At 71.5% G+C, this 13,634-nt stretch carries 12 protein-coding genes and 2 pseudogenes; 5 read left to right on the forward strand and 9 right to left on the reverse strand.

The genetic code is table 11. From position 1 onward, the window contains the following. Position 1: 1 nt before the first annotated feature. Entirely contained in the window at positions 2-1,081 is a 1,080-nt protein-coding gene (locus ACIA8X_RS14770; protein ID WP_399458397.1) for an NADH:flavin oxidoreductase/NADH oxidase, read from the reverse strand. Between the two features lie 120 nt (positions 1,082-1,201). Between ACIA8X_RS14770 and ACIA8X_RS14775 the strand changes: the two genes are divergently transcribed. Continuing rightward, positions 1,202-1,555: an ArsR/SmtB family transcription factor gene (locus tag ACIA8X_RS14775; RefSeq protein WP_393445836.1), complete on the forward strand. Its 354-nt coding sequence runs from the start codon at positions 1,202-1,204 to the stop codon at positions 1,553-1,555. On the opposite strand, the gene ACIA8X_RS14780 is transcribed toward ACIA8X_RS14775, so the two are convergent. After that, positions 1,475-2,884 carry a nucleobase:cation symporter-2 family protein gene (locus ACIA8X_RS14780; RefSeq protein WP_399458398.1) on the reverse strand — a complete coding sequence of 470 codons (1,410 nt, stop codon included), beginning with the start codon at positions 2,882-2,884 and terminating at the stop codon, positions 1,475-1,477. The genes ACIA8X_RS14775 and ACIA8X_RS14780 overlap by 81 nt on opposite strands. Before the next feature lie 106 nt (positions 2,885-2,990). After that, a complete protein-coding gene (locus ACIA8X_RS14785; RefSeq protein WP_399458399.1) occupies positions 2,991-4,334 on the reverse strand; it encodes an FAD-dependent oxidoreductase in 1,344 nt (447 codons plus the stop codon). A gap of 218 nt (positions 4,335-4,552) precedes the next feature. Here ACIA8X_RS14785 and ACIA8X_RS14790 point away from each other — a divergent pair, with 218 nt between their 5' ends. Next, on the forward strand, positions 4,553-5,011 hold the full coding sequence (locus ACIA8X_RS14790) for a DUF6214 family protein (RefSeq protein ID WP_393445830.1): 459 nt from the start codon (positions 4,553-4,555) through the stop codon (positions 5,009-5,011). A 51-nt stretch (positions 5,012-5,062) separates the two neighbouring features. On the opposite strand, the gene ACIA8X_RS14795 is transcribed toward ACIA8X_RS14790, so the two are convergent. Next, on the reverse strand, positions 5,063-5,680 hold the full coding sequence (locus ACIA8X_RS14795; protein ID WP_393445828.1) for a DUF305 domain-containing protein: 618 nt from the start codon (positions 5,678-5,680) through the stop codon (positions 5,063-5,065). Positions 5,681-5,815: 135 nt separating this feature from the next. On the opposite strand from ACIA8X_RS14795, the gene ACIA8X_RS14800 reads away from it, so the two are divergent. Then, positions 5,816-7,318, forward strand: coding sequence for an LVIVD repeat-containing protein (locus tag ACIA8X_RS14800; RefSeq protein ID WP_393445826.1), 1,503 nt, complete (start codon positions 5,816-5,818; stop codon positions 7,316-7,318). On the opposite strand, the gene ACIA8X_RS14805 is transcribed toward ACIA8X_RS14800, so the two are convergent. The 5 genes and pseudogenes from ACIA8X_RS14805 to ACIA8X_RS14825 form a co-directional block, all read right to left on the reverse strand. After that, entirely contained in the window at positions 7,306-7,992 is a 687-nt protein-coding gene (locus ACIA8X_RS14805; protein ID WP_393445824.1) for a TetR/AcrR family transcriptional regulator, read from the reverse strand. The two genes, ACIA8X_RS14800 and ACIA8X_RS14805, sit on opposite strands and share 13 nt — an antisense overlap. A gap of 152 nt (positions 7,993-8,144) precedes the next feature. Further along, entirely contained in the window at positions 8,145-8,891 is a 747-nt protein-coding gene (locus tag ACIA8X_RS14810) for an HAD family hydrolase (protein ID WP_393445822.1), read from the reverse strand. A 94-nt stretch (positions 8,892-8,985) separates the two neighbouring features. Beyond that, on the reverse strand, positions 8,986-9,657 hold the full coding sequence (locus ACIA8X_RS14815) for a phosphatase PAP2 family protein (RefSeq protein WP_393445820.1): 672 nt from the start codon (positions 9,655-9,657) through the stop codon (positions 8,986-8,988). Positions 9,658-9,812: 155 nt separating this feature from the next. Next, positions 9,813-10,764 (reverse strand): annotated as a pseudogene (locus ACIA8X_RS14820) (M56 family metallopeptidase); the annotation flags it as partial. A 19-nt stretch (positions 10,765-10,783) separates the two neighbouring features. After that, entirely contained in the window at positions 10,784-11,341 is a 558-nt protein-coding gene (locus ACIA8X_RS14825; protein ID WP_393445818.1) for a DUF5134 domain-containing protein, read from the reverse strand. A gap of 173 nt (positions 11,342-11,514) precedes the next feature. Here ACIA8X_RS14825 and ACIA8X_RS14830 point away from each other — a divergent pair. Together ACIA8X_RS14830 and ACIA8X_RS14835 are read left to right on the forward strand one after the other, a co-directional pair. Then, a pseudogene (locus ACIA8X_RS14830) lies at positions 11,515-13,054 on the forward strand (FUSC family protein). Further along, entirely contained in the window at positions 13,051-13,587 is a 537-nt protein-coding gene (locus tag ACIA8X_RS14835; protein WP_393445816.1) for a MarR family winged helix-turn-helix transcriptional regulator, read from the forward strand. The pseudogene ACIA8X_RS14830 and the gene ACIA8X_RS14835 overlap by 4 nt, the downstream one beginning before the upstream one ends. Positions 13,588-13,634 lie beyond the last annotated feature (47 nt).

Consider the following 13,634-nt stretch of genomic DNA (forward strand, 5'->3'; position numbering starts at 1 on the left):
CTCAGACGGACCGGTGGTACTGGTCCGGCACGTGCACGTCACCGCCCAGCTCCCGCGCCGCGTGCCGTGCCCACGACGGGCTGCGCAGCAGCTCGCGGCCGAGCAGGACGGCGTCCGCCTCGCCGTTGGCGATGATCTTCTCGGCCTGTTCGACGTCGGTGATCAGCCCCACCGCGGCGACCGGCAGCGAGGTCTCCGCCTTCACCCGCGCCGCGAACGGCACCTGGTAGCCCGGGCCGACGGGGATGCGGGCGCGCGCGGCGTTGCCGCCGGTGGAGACGTCGAGCAGGTCGATGCCATGGGCCTGGAGGTCGGCGGCGAAGCGGACCGTGTCGTCGGCGGTCCAGCCGTTCTCCTCCAGCCAGTCCGTCGCCGAGATACGGAAGAACAGCGGCTTGTCGTCCGGCCACACCTCCCGTACGGCGTCCACGACCTGGAGGGCGAAGCGGGTGCGGTTCTCGTACGAGCCGCCGTACTCGTCGGTGCGGTGGTTGGAGTACGGGGAGAGGAACTCGTTGATCAGATAGCCGTGGGCGCCATGGACCTCGGCGACCTCGAAGCCGGCGGCGAGGGCGCGCCGGGCGGCGTCCGCGAACTGACCAACGATCTCCTGGAGCTCGGCGACGGTCAGCTCGGTCGGCACCGGGTGCCCGTCGGCGAACGCGACCGGACTCGGCGCCACCGGCTGCCAGCCGTGCGCGTCCGACCCCACCGGCGCACCGCCCTTCCAGGGCTGGTCGGTCGACGCCTTGCGGCCGGCGTGGGCGAGCTGGATGCCCGCGACCGTGCCCTGCGACGCCAGGAACCGTGTGATCCGGCGGAACGCCTCGACCTGCGTGTCGTTCCAGATGCCCAGGTCGTACGGGGAGATCCGGCCCTCGGGGCTGACACCGGTGGCCTCGACGATGATCAGCCCCGTGCCGCCGGCCGCGCGGGCGGCGTAGTGCGCGAAGTGCCAGTCGTTGGGGACGCCCATGTCGGGGCCCTCCGGTGCGGCCGAGTACTGGCACATCGGGGGCATCCACACGCGGTTCGGGATCGTCACATCGCGCAGGGTGTAGGGCTCGAAGAGCGCACTCACGGCGGACTCCATTCGTCACGGGGATCAGCGATCGACTCGTACGATAGGCATCGTAGTACGGGAAGTGTCAAACTACGAGAGTTCTCGTACAATGAGGGAACCCGACGAAGTGGAGCCGCCGTGACCAGCCCCGCTGTCAGCAGCCGAGACCTCCCGCACCCGACCCGCGAGGAGATCCGTCTGGAAGGCGTGCTGCACGCGCTGTCCGACCCGCTGCGGCTGCAGATCGTGCGAGAGCTCGCCGCCGTCGGCGACGAGCTCTCCTGTTCGCACTTCGACCTGCCGGTGACCAAGTCCACCACCACGCACCATTTCCGGGTGCTGCGCGAGAGCGGTGTGATCCAGCAGGTCTACCGGGGCACGGCCAAGATGAACGGCCTGCGCAAGGACGACCTAGACGGCCTCTTCCCGGGCCTTCTCGACGCCCTTCTCGACGCCGTCGCCCGGCAGGCCGTCCGGCTCGGCGGCGCCTGAATCCGCTTCCGCGGCGCCTGAACCGCCCTTCGAGGGCAGGTGGTTGAAGAGCAGGTTCAGCACGATCGCCGTCAGGCAGCCCGCGCTGATGCCGCTGTTCATCACTGTCTGGAACCAGTCGGGGAACTTCTCGTAGACCGTAGGCACGCCGACCGGCAACATGCCCACGGCCACCGAAACGGCCACCACCGTCAGGTTGTTGTTGCCCTTGAAGTCCACCTGGGTCAGGGTTCGCAGCCCGCTCGCGGCGACCGTCCCGAACATCACCAGCCCCGCACCGCCCAGCACGGGAGCCGGTATGGCCGCCACCACCGCGCCCAGCTTGGGCAGCAGGCCGAGCAGCACGAGGATGCCGCCCGCGGCGGCCACCACCCAGCGGCTGCGCACCCGGGTCATGCCGACGAGACCCACGTTCTGGGCGTACGCCGTGTACGGGAAGGTGTTGAACACGCCGCCCAGCACCGTCGAAAGACCGTCGGCGCGCAGACCGTCCGCGAGGGAGCGCGGCTCGACCTTGCGGTCGGTCATCTCGCCGACCGCGATCAGGTCACCGGTCGTCTCGGTCATCGTCACCAGCGCCACCACCAGCATCGACGCGATCGCCGAGAACTCGAAGGTGGGCGCCCCGAAGTGGAACGGCGTACTGATCCCGACCCAGTCGGCGTCCCCCACTCCGCCGAAGTCCGTGAACCCGAACGGAACAGCGACGGCCAACCCGACCACGATGCCGATCAGTACGGCGATCCGGCTGAGGAACGCCGGAGCGAAGCGCTGCACGCCGAGCACCACCGCGAGGACGAAGGCGGCCAGGGCGAGGTTCTTCGGCTCCCCGAAGTCGGCCGAACCGGCGCCGCCCGCCGCCCAGTTGCCCGCGACCGGCAGCAGTGAGAGACCGATGATCAGGATCACGGTGCCCGTGACGAGGGGAGGGAAGTAGCGGAGCAGCTTCCCGAAGACCGGGGCCAGCAGCATGATCGCGAGGCCGGCGACGATCACCGAGCCGTAGATCGCGGGGAGGCCGCCGCCGGTCGTGCCGATCAGCACCATCGGGGAGACGGCGGCGAACGTGCAGCCCTGCATGATGGGCAGCCGGACGCCGAAGCGCCAGAAGCCGATGCACTGGATCAGGGTCGCGATGCCGCACACCAGCAGGTCGGCGGTGATCAGGTAGGCCAGGTCGGCGGGCGGGAGCTTCATGGCTCCGCCGACTATGAGGGGGACGGCCACGGCGCCGGCGTACATCGCTAGGACGTGTTGGAGGCCGAAGGCGGCCAGCTGGCGCTTGGGTGGGATCTCGTCGACGGGGTGTGCGGGTGTGCTCTCTGTCATGGGCGAGACCGTAGGCTCCTTGAACAGATTGTTGATTTCGGGGGTGTTGCCGGTTCGTTGCTCGGTGCGGGTTGAGTGTGGTTGCTCGCGCAGTTCCCCGCGCCCCTTAAGGGGCGCTGCTGTGCGCGGCGTCCAGTAGTGACCCCCAATCAGGGAGCTTCACCACAGCCCTGCCCAGCGACGCGCCCAGCTCCGCCTCCGCCCGTTCGATCGCGCACCAACCCGGCCACTCCACCGGCTCGACCCCCTCGGTGCGCAGCGCCGTCAGCGGATCCTCGGGCACTTCTCTGCGTACGAGCGCGGCGGCGTCCTCCAGCAGGGACGTCACCGTCTCCTTCGCGCACGGGCGGTTGGTGCCGATGACGCCTGTGGGGCCCCGTTTGATCCAGCCGGCCACGTACTCGCCCGGCGCCACGAGGCCCTCGCGCAGGACGCGGCCGGCGAGATGCGGCACCGTGCCGGTCGTCGGGTCGAACGGGAGGCCTTCCAGTGGCACTCCGCGGTAGCCGACCGAGCGCAGCACCAGCTGGGCCTCGACGTCCTCGTAGTGGCCCGTGCCCGTCACGCCGCCCCGCCCGTCGGGTGCCGTCCGCTCGAAGCGCACCGCGGCCACGTGTCCCGCCTCGGCGAGGAGCTCGACGGGGCGCAGGAAGAAGCGCAGCCGGATGCGGTGGCCGGCGTCCTGGGTCGGGGACTCGGCCCAGGTGCGGAGCGCCTCGATGTTGCGGCGCTGGGGAGCGGGCAAGCTGGAGGGGTCGGCGTAGGCCGGGTCCAGTGCCAGTTCGGTCCGGTCCACGGTGACCGCCGTGTCCGGCAGGGTGCCCAGCTCCCGGAGTTCCTTGGTGGTGAAGCGGGCCTGTGAGGGGCCGCGGCGGCCCACCATGCTGATGTCGGTCACCCGGCTCGCGGCGAGGGCGGTGAGCGCCCCCTGCGGCATGTCGGTGGGGCTCAGCTCCGCCGTGCCCCGTGCCAGGATCCGCGTGACGTCCACCGCGACGTTCCCGACGCCGATGACCACCGCCGACCGTGCCCCGTGCACGAAGCCGTCGTCCACGGCGTCCGGGTGGGCGCTGTACCAGGACACGAACTCGGTCGCCGACCAGCTGCCCGGCAGGTCCTCGCCGGGAATCCCGAGGTGGCGGTCGGTGGCGGCGCCCACGCAGTACACGACCGCGTGGTACAGCTCCCGCAGCCGGTCGGTCGGCACCGCGCCCGGGCCGATCTGGACGCCGCCCAGGAAACGCACCCGCTCGTGCTCCAGCACCGTCCGCAGGTTGTTCTGGAGGGATTTGATCTTCTCGTGGTCCGGCGCCACCCCGTAGCGCACCAGGCCGTACGGGCACGGCAGCCGGTCCAGGACGTCGACCACCACATCGGGGTCCTGCTGGACGAGGCTCTGGGCGGTGTAGCACCCGCTCGGCCCGGAGCCGACGACGGCGACATGCAGCACGGCGGAACTCCTTGGACGAGGGTGGTCGGGGGCGTCGGGGGTCTTCAGGAGTCGCTCTCGAGTCCAGCATCGCACCGTGGCCGCTCCGCTGACAGGGTGCTGTGCGCCGCAAGCGAGGCGTGTTCGTTCAGTATGGAATGTGATCATGCGGTTACGTTGCGTGTGTGCTGGAAGCATCCTTTCTTAATCTTTCCGATCGTTGTGCTTCGGACGGCCTCGTGTCCGTGTGGCCCGCGTGGGAAGTGCGGGACGGTGTCGGCGCCACGGCGTGGCTGGGCGTCCGACTGGAGTTCGGCGACGGCGCCCGGGTCGACGCGGTCGCCGTGGTGTCCGACGGGGGCGTCTCCATCGAGGACGTACGCGCCCGTCCGGCGCTCTCCCTGGAGGACCTGGCGGCGCTCGCCGACTGGATCGAGGATCCGCTCTCCAAGGCGTGCGGGGTCGTGGCCGCACCGGACGGCGAGGGCGCCGGGTCCAGCCGGGCCCGGCCGGCCTGGCCGCTGGGCGTCGAGGGGCAGTGGCTCGTCGCGCAGGAGTACCGCGCGGCCCAGGAGCTGGGCGCCGACCCCGTCCTCGCGGTGATGCGTGCGACGGGGCACAGTCGCCGGAGGTCGCTCAGGCTCATCGGGCAGGCGCGCGACGCGGGCTTCCTGACGCCGCGCCGCGCCCGCCGCTGAGCCCGCCCCCGGGGACCGTGGCCTCGGAGGCGGATCGGATCTGACGGTCCGTCAGCGCAGGTCCCGCATCCGGTTGATCTCGCTCGTCTGCTGAGCGACCACCTCGTCGGCCATCTCCTCGATCGCGATGTTGTTGCCCTGTCCCTTCACGTCCGTGGCCATGGTGAGCGCCCCGTCGTGATGGGTGATCATCAACGTGAGGAAGAGCTGGTCGAACGCCTTCCCGCGTGCGGCGCGCAGCTTCTTCAACTGCGCCTCGGTCGCCATGCCGGGCATCGCGGCGTGCTGCTCGTGACCGTCGCCCTCCTCGGCCTTCTCGGACTTGCCGTGCTTCTTCAACCAGCCCTTCATCGCGCTGATCTCCGGGCCCTGCGCGGCGGCGATCCGCTCGGCCAGGGCCTTGACCTTCGTCGACTCACCGCGGTCCGGGACCAGTTCGGTCAGCTCCAGGGCCTGGGTGTGGTGCTCGATCATCATGCGCGCGTACGAGACGTCCGCGGAGTTGGGGGAGTCGTCCTCGGCGCGCTGCCGTGCGGCCTCCTCGGCGGACAGCTTCCGGTTCTCCTCGCCGGGCTTGCCGGGCACGATCACCGAAGGCCCGCTCTCCTCGGCCGCCTCGGGTTCGGAGTCGCAGCCGCTCAGCGTGAGCACGGCCAGGGCGGCCAACATCGCGGCGAGGACGGGTGTCCGGCGAAAGGGCGTCTTCGTTACATGTTCATTGCCCCCTATTGATATGTGCATGGTGAAGACGATACTCGGGCGTGCATCAACCGTTCCAGTGGGACGGACAAGGGAGGAAAAACAGTGATCCTGTTCAGTGATTCCCGAACGCGGCGCAGACGTCTGGGCGTTGCCGCTGCCGCCGCCGGACTCCTCGCCGCGCTGCTCACCGCGCAGCCGGCTGTCGCGACCCCCGATCCGGGGGACGGCCCCGTGGCGGAGAAGGAGGTCTCGGAGAGCACCCGGGCCGAGGTGCGGGAGGCACTCGCCGATGGCGAGATACCCGGCCAGGACGAGATCGTCCACTCCGCCAACATCAAGCACCTGGCAAACATCCCCAAGGACGTGCTCCCGGGCACCAATTCGGACCTCGCCTTCCAGGGCAGGTACGCCTTCGCCGGCAACTACGACGGCTTCCGCATCTTCGACATCAGCAACCCGAGGGCCCCGAGGACGGTCGCCCAGGTCCTCTGCCCCGGCTCGCAGAACGATGTCTCCGTCTCCGGCAACCTGCTGTTCCTGTCCACCGACTCCTCGCGCAGCGACAGCAGTTGCAACAGCACCACGCAGCCGGCGACCGAGAAGTCCTCGTGGGAGGGCATGAAGGTCTTCGACATCAGCGACAAGGCCAACCCGAAGTACGTCGCCGCGGTCGAGACCGCCTGTGGCTCGCACACCCACACGCTGGTGCCCGAGCGCAGGAACGTCTACGTCTACGTCTCCTCTTACTCGCCCAACGCCACGTACCCCGACTGCCAGCCGCCGCACGACGGCCTCTCCGTCATCAAGGTGCCGCGCAGCCATCCCGAGAAGGCGGCGGTCGTGGGCTTCCCGGTGCTCTTCCCCGGCGAAGGCCCCGACGGCGGCGGCAACCCGGGCTCGCCCACCAACCCGGGTGTGTCCAAGACCACCGGCTGCCACGACATCACCGTCCTGCCCGAGAAGGACCTCGCCGCCGGAGCGTGCATGGGTGACGGCATCCTGTTCAACATCGAGGATCCCGAGCACCCGAAGGTCATCGACCAGGTCCAGGACAACGTCAACTTCGCGTTCTGGCACTCGGCGACCTTCAACCAGAAGGCGAACAAGGTCGTCTTCACCGACGAGCTGGGCGGCGGCGGCGCGGCCACCTGCAACGCGGAGATCGGCCCGGACCGCGGCGCGGACGGCATCTACGACATCGTCGGCAAGGGCGACAAACGCAAGCTCGTCTTCCGCAGCTACTTCAAGATCCCCCGGCACCAGGCCGACACCGAGAACTGCGTGGCCCACAACGGCTCGCTGATCCCTGTCAAGGGCAAGGACATCATGGTCCAGGCCTGGTACCAGGGCGGCGTCTCCGTCTGGGACTTCACCGACTCGGCCCGCCCGCAGGAGATCGCGTACTTCGATCGGGGCCCGATCAGCACCGACACGCTCAGGTCGGGCGGTTCGTGGTCGGCGTACTACTACAACGGCTACATCTACTCGAACGAGATGGCCCGGGGCTTCGACGTCCTGAAGATCGACGACCGGCGCACGGACCCGGCCCGCTGGGTCAAGCTGCGCGAACTCAACGTCCAGACGCAGCCGGACTACTTCGACTGACCGTCCGGGCAGCCGGGCGCCGACCCGGTCGCGAAGAACCGTGACAGATCCGTGTCGCACGTCCCGCCGGAGCCAGCCCCCGGGTCCGGCGGGACACCCATCTCCCACTCCAGCCGGTAGCGCTTGAACAACTCGGCCCGCAGCACCGGCACAGGCATCGGCACACCGGGCACCAGCGCCGCGTAGACGGCACCCATGAGCAGGGCGCGCAGCATCGGGTAGTCCGTGTCGACGTCCAGCGAGCCGTGCCGTACGCAGACGTCCCGCAGCAGCTCGGTCAGGCGCCGCTGCTCCGGGCACTGGACGAAGCCCTCGTCCTGCAGGATCCCCGCCATGTGCTGGCGCATCAGCACCGGCCGGTCCCGGGCCAGGCCCAGGACCGCGTCGATGGCCCGGGCCATGCGCTCCCGGCCGTCCTCGCTACGTGGCTCGCGCTCCAGCGCCTCCTGAAGCGTGCGGTGCATCAGCCGGTGCACGGCGGACTGGACCAGCTGGCGTTTGCCGGGGAAGTAGTACGACACCAGACCGCGCGCCGAGCCCGCCCGGTCCGCGATGTCGCCCAGCGTGGTGGCGTCGTAGCCCCGCTCGCCGACCAGCTCGACGGCCGCCTGCAGAAGCCGCTCCCGGGATCGCCTGCGCAGCTCTTCATTGACCGAGGCGCTGCGCGGGGACATGCTGTAACTCCTGCGTTGACTGGCTGCCAGCCAACTATACTCAGCGCTTCCGGCCGGGCCACGATCCGGCCTGGTCGAGGGTGCCGTCGCCCTGGGCGACGCGGGGGATCGTCCAGGGCGACGGCGTTCGCCCTGAACGACGGGGCCGGAGACTACTTGCCCGGCACGGGGCCGGAACCGTTCGCCCGCGGGGCGGCGTGGTCGGCGGTGGCGCCCACGAGATCCAGCACCGGCCGCAGGCCGTCCGGTCGCTGTGCCGCCGGGAGATGGTCCACGAAGTGCACCGCGCAGCCCAGGGCCGCGGCGCCGCCGTCCGCCCGCCGGTTGTCGCCGACCATGACGACGTCCCGGGGATCGGCGTCGAGTTCCGCGCAGGCGACCGTGAACAGCCGGGGGTCCGGCTTCTGGATGCCGTGCTCGAAGGACAGCACGTAGGCGTCCACGTACGGATCGAGACCGTGCTCCCGGAACACCGGCCGCAGGTCCCAGCCGATGTTGCTGACGACCCCGACAGCGATGCCCCGCTCACACAGCATCCGCAGCACCTCGGCCGCATCCGGGTACGGCATCCACGCGGCCGGCGCCATGTGGCGGTCGTAGAGGATGTCGTGCAGCCGGTCGTCGGGGAGCTGGACGTGCCGGGAGAGCCCGGTGTAGGCGGCCCGGTGCAGCTCGGCGCTCTTGTCCCGCACTCCCCACACACTCGCGACGTCCTCGGGCAGCCATGAGGGATCGACCCCGCCCGGCAACGCCCCCATCGCCTCCAGCGCCTGCGCGGCCTCGCCCAGTTCCGCCTCGTCGAGCTCCATCGGCACCTCGGCGAGCGCTCCGCGCAGCCATGACTCGGTGGACTCGACACGGAAGAGGGTTCCGGAGAAATCGAACAGGACTGCGGTCATGGGGCGGATCCTACGGGGCCGCGTTCCCTCGCGCGGGAAGATCGCCGTTACGGGGACACACAGATGACCTGGCGGTAGCGGCGCTCAGGCCCGCTCACCCCCGCCACCGGGTGTGCACCTGCACCGCCAGCACCACCACCAGCGCGCCCAGCAGCCAGCCGCCGACCACGTCCGTGGCCCAGTGGACACCCAGCCACACCCGGGTCAGACCGACGCCGGCCACCGAGAACGCGGCCAGGGCGACGGCAGTACGCCACAGGGCGCGTTCGGGGCCGTAGCGGTGCAGGAGCCACAGCAGGAGGCCGCACACCACCGTGGCCGTCATGGCGTGGCCGGAGGGGTACGCGGCGTAGTGCGCGGAGTCGACGGGGTCGGGCCAGACGGGGCGGGGGCGGTCGAGCAGGGCCTTCAGGGACTGCTGGACCACCGTGGTCAGCGCGCACGTGGCCACCAGCCATACGGCCGTCCAGCGGGCCGCTCTGCGCCACACCAGCCAGATCGCCACCGCAGCGGCCAGGATGCGCATCGTCCAGGGATCCCAGACCCAGTCCGTCAGGATGCGGAACGCGTGCGTGACGCCCTGCTCGTCGACCGCCCAGCGGTGTGTGGTCTCGGCGATGTCCCCGTCGAGGGTCATCAGCGGGTACCAGCGCACCGCGACCAGGGCGAGCAGCAGCGCCGAGCAGACGGCCAGGGCACCGGCCCAGCGGGCGATGCCGCGCTCGGCCGGTGGGCGGGGCGGGGATTCGACGGACTGGGTGTGCATAGAGAGATCCTCGCCGACTGATGGGGCGAGAGGCCAATGCCGGGGTCGGGTTTGCGACGCCCGCCACACGAGAACCCGGCTGTTCCGGGGAGAAACACCTCGGAGAAGGGCCACCGGGGGCGGGGATCCGGGTACCCGGCAGCAGTCCCGTCTACCCCAGTGCCCGCAGCCCCCGGTCCGAACGCCACCAGCACCGGCACCACCGGCACCAGCGCGGCCGCCGCCGTCAGCCGGAGTCGACGGCCCGCCGTGAGCCGGGCCGGGGGAGTCAGCAGGCGGTTCACCCGCTGCGGCACCTGCGCCTGTGCGGTCGGACTGGGGCCGAACACGCCCCGGTCCTCGTTGAGTTCGACCAGGGCGAGGGCGGTCGTCAGCCGGCCGAAGCGGCGGGATGCCATGTCGTCGGCGGCGAGTTCGACCAGGCGGTGCATCTCGTCGCGGAACGCCGCGAACACCGGCACCTGCGGAAACCCGCCCGCCAACGCCGCCGAGCAGTGCAGCAGCCAGTCGTGCGGGGCCTGTGCGTGGCCCTGCTCATGGGCGAGCAGGGAGTTCAACTGCCGCCCCTTCAGGCGGCGCAGCGCGGCGGTCGTGATGCCGAGCCGGGGCGCCGCGCCGGGCAGCCACCAGGCGTCCGGCCGCTCGCCCTCCAGGATCACCAGCCGGTCGTTCCGGGGCTCCTCGCCGGGCAACACCGGGACGCGCACGAGCAGTTCGGCCCGTCGCCGCTGACGCCGGGCACGCGCGCGTACGACCTCCCGCACCAGCATCGCCACGGTCCACAGGCCCCCGCACGCGAGCGCCACCGCGGTCGTCGCCGCCCACGGACCGCCCACACCGAGCGCGTACGCCTCCACGGCGGCACGCGGCGCCGGGGCGAACACATGGCCGCGCACGGCCTGCCACGCGGCCGCCGCGCTGAGCGTCATCGACAGCGCACAGCACAGGAGAACGGCCGCCACCACGTTCCCCCAGAGGGGGTACCCCCAGCCACACCCACAGGGCGACCACGGGTTCACGGTCCGGCCAGTCGGCCCGCGCGAGCAGCCGAGGGGCGACAACGGCGGTCAGGGCGCCGAGCAGCAACAGTGCCGCGGGGACCATCATGGGCAGCACCCCTATTGCTTCACAGCGTCAGCAGCATCGTCACCATCGCGATCCCCATCGACAGCCGGCAGGCCCGCGCCAGCTCCGGCCGGTCACCCCAGCCGACGGCCCCGACACCCCCGACGCCTCCACCTCCAGCGGCGACGGGCACCAGCCGGACGCCGGACAGCAGCACGTACCCCGTGAAGTACAGGAGCAGGACGCCCGTCACGAGCGGGATCCCGGAACCGCCGTGCCCTCCCTCGCGCCCGGGCGAGGCGGCCATCGCGACCGCCATGTAGACCATGGCCGACGCTCCCACCAGGTGGTGCAGATGGTGGGCGCCCGCCCGCGCCGACCACAGCGCGTGCAGGGCGGCCACGCCGAACACGGCCGCGTAGCCGGGCCAGGCCCACGACGGCGGCGTGAACACCGCGCCGGGCACCGCCATCGCCGCCATGCCGAAGCCCATCAGCGCCTCACCGCCCGCGGCCCGGCGCTGCTCCTCGACGTGGCTGCGCATCCGCAGCAGACAGTAGGCCCCGGTCGCCGCACACAGTGCGACCAGCAGCCAGCCGTGCGAAGCCGGTCCGTGCACGCGCACCCTCCCCGCTCGACGGTCTCGGACAGTCCGTCGATGCCCCGGCCGTGCGGCGCGCACGCGAGCGCAAGGGTGTACACGGGGAGCGTTCGGCGGAGCGCGGCAGGCCATCGCGCCGCCGCCCCCGCCATCCAGCGGTATGTTTTACGAGTAAAACACTTGCTAAGCTGATGGGTATGAGCAGTCGTATCCCGCTCGCCGGCGTGCTGCGCCTCGGCCGGCCCTCCGACATCTGGTTCAAGCCCGCCCTGAGTGTGGTCGTCGCCGTCGCCCCGCCCAATCTCGCCCTGCTGGTGCTGGACCGCCTCGACCTGGCCATGTACGAGATGGGCGGGTCCCTGTGCGCGCTCTACGCCCACAACCGGCCCTACGCCGCCCGGGCCCGCGCCCTGGCCTGGGTGGTGCTCGGCATGCTCGGCGGTCTGGCCGCCGCCCTGCTCGCGGCATCGCTCACCACCAGCGCTGTCGTGCTGGTCACGGTGGGCGCGCTGCTGGCCGCCGTGCAGAAAGTGCTGTGCGACGCGACCCGGATCGGTCCGCCCGGCAATGTGGTCCTCACCTTCGTCAGCTCCGCCGCCCTGTTCGCCCCGCAGTCCCTCGCCCAGGTCCCCGGCCATGTCGCGCTGGCCGCCGCGTCCGGTGCCTGGGCCTGGCTCGTCGGCATGGCGCCGGGAGTGTTGCGTCCGCACGGACCGGAACGCCGGGCCGTGGCGGGTGCCCTGAACGCGGTCGCCGGGTACGTCGAGACGGGCGGTGCCGCCCGCCCCCACGCCGCCACCCCCGCCGTCCACGCCGCCCGGCAAGCCCTGCTCTCCGCAGGCCGCCCTGCCGAGACCCGCCGCGCCCTCGAACGCCTCCTCGTCCGTGCCGAGGTCGCCCTCGCGGCGCCGGCCGACGCCGACCCCGGGCTGCTGCGCACCTGGGCCCGGCAGGTGCGCGGCAACCGCCCGGTGCCGGAGGCCGAGGACCTGGCAGGCCTCCGAACCGGACCGGCCTCGCCCCCCCGGCCCGCTCTGGCGCCGCCTGCGCCCCCTGGCCCCGCTCGCCGTACGCGTGGCTCTCGGCTGTGCCCTCGCGGGCTATGTCTCCCTCGCCCTGGGGGTCGGCCGCCCCTACTGGGCCCTGGTCACCGCGGCATCCCTGTACCAGGCCAACCTCACGCTCACCTGGGGCCGTGGTGTCCAGCGCGTCGTGGGCAACCTGCTCGGCGTCCTCCTCTTCGCCGCGGTGGTCCCGGTGGCCCACACCGGCGAGGTCGCCCTGGTGCTGTGCTGCCTCGCCCTCAACTTCGGTGCGGAGGCGCTGATCGGCCGCAACTACTGGCTCGGCAGTGTCTGCGTGACCCCGATGGCACTGCTGGTCACGGAGTTCGCCGGGTTCCAGGAGCCCGGCCGGCTGATCACCGAGCGGATCGTGGACACCCTGGTCGGCACGCTGGTCGGCCTCGTCGCCGCCGTGGCCGTACCTGACCGGCGCCGGCAGCGGGTCGTGCGCGGCGAGTGGAGCGCACCCCGTACCCTCGCGGCTAGGCCCTGTCGTTTGGATCAGCTCGGCTGTGAGGATCGTCTCTTGGACGCCGGGATGATCCAAACGACAGGGCCTAGGCCCGACACCGGGGTGATCCAAACGGCAGGGCCTACGGGGCGGAGCCAAGGGCCGCACCCGGATCAGCGCACGGGCAGCGAATCGACGGAGGGCGTACGGCCATGACGGCGACCAACGGCGGGCCGACCGGGACGAGACAGGACACGGTGGCCGCCGTGGTCAGGCAGTGGCAGAGCGTCCACCCCGACCTCGACACCGCCCCCATGGAGATCATCGGCCGCATCAACCGCTGCGCCGCCCTCCTCCAGCAGGCCGAGGACGCCCCCCTGCGCCGTGCGGGTCTCAGCCGCCCCGAGTTCGACCTGCTCGGCGCGCTGCGCCGCACCGGCCACGAGCTGACGCCCAGCGAGCTCGCCCGGGAGACGTTCTCCTCGGGCGCCGCCGTCACCAAGCGCCTCAAGCTGCTGGCCGAACGAGGCCTGGTGGAGCGCCGCGGTGACAGCCGGGACCGCCGCGTCGCCCACCTCAGGCTCACGGACGCGGGCCGGGAACTCGTCGACGGCACCCTGCCCGAGCAGCTCGCGTACGAGACGGCCGTACTGTCCGGAATGGGCCCGCAGGGGCAGCACGAACTGGCCTCCCTGCTCGGCGAGCTGCTGAGCCAGCTGGAGGGACGGCTGGGCGCGCTGCGCGTCTGAGCCCCCGAGCTGCGGGTTTTCGGAAGTTTCGAAGCGGGATCCCTGTT

The sequence above is a fragment of the Streptomyces sp. NPDC051738 genome, assembly GCF_044453205.1.
Taxonomy (GTDB): domain Bacteria; phylum Actinomycetota; class Actinomycetes; order Streptomycetales; family Streptomycetaceae; genus Streptomyces.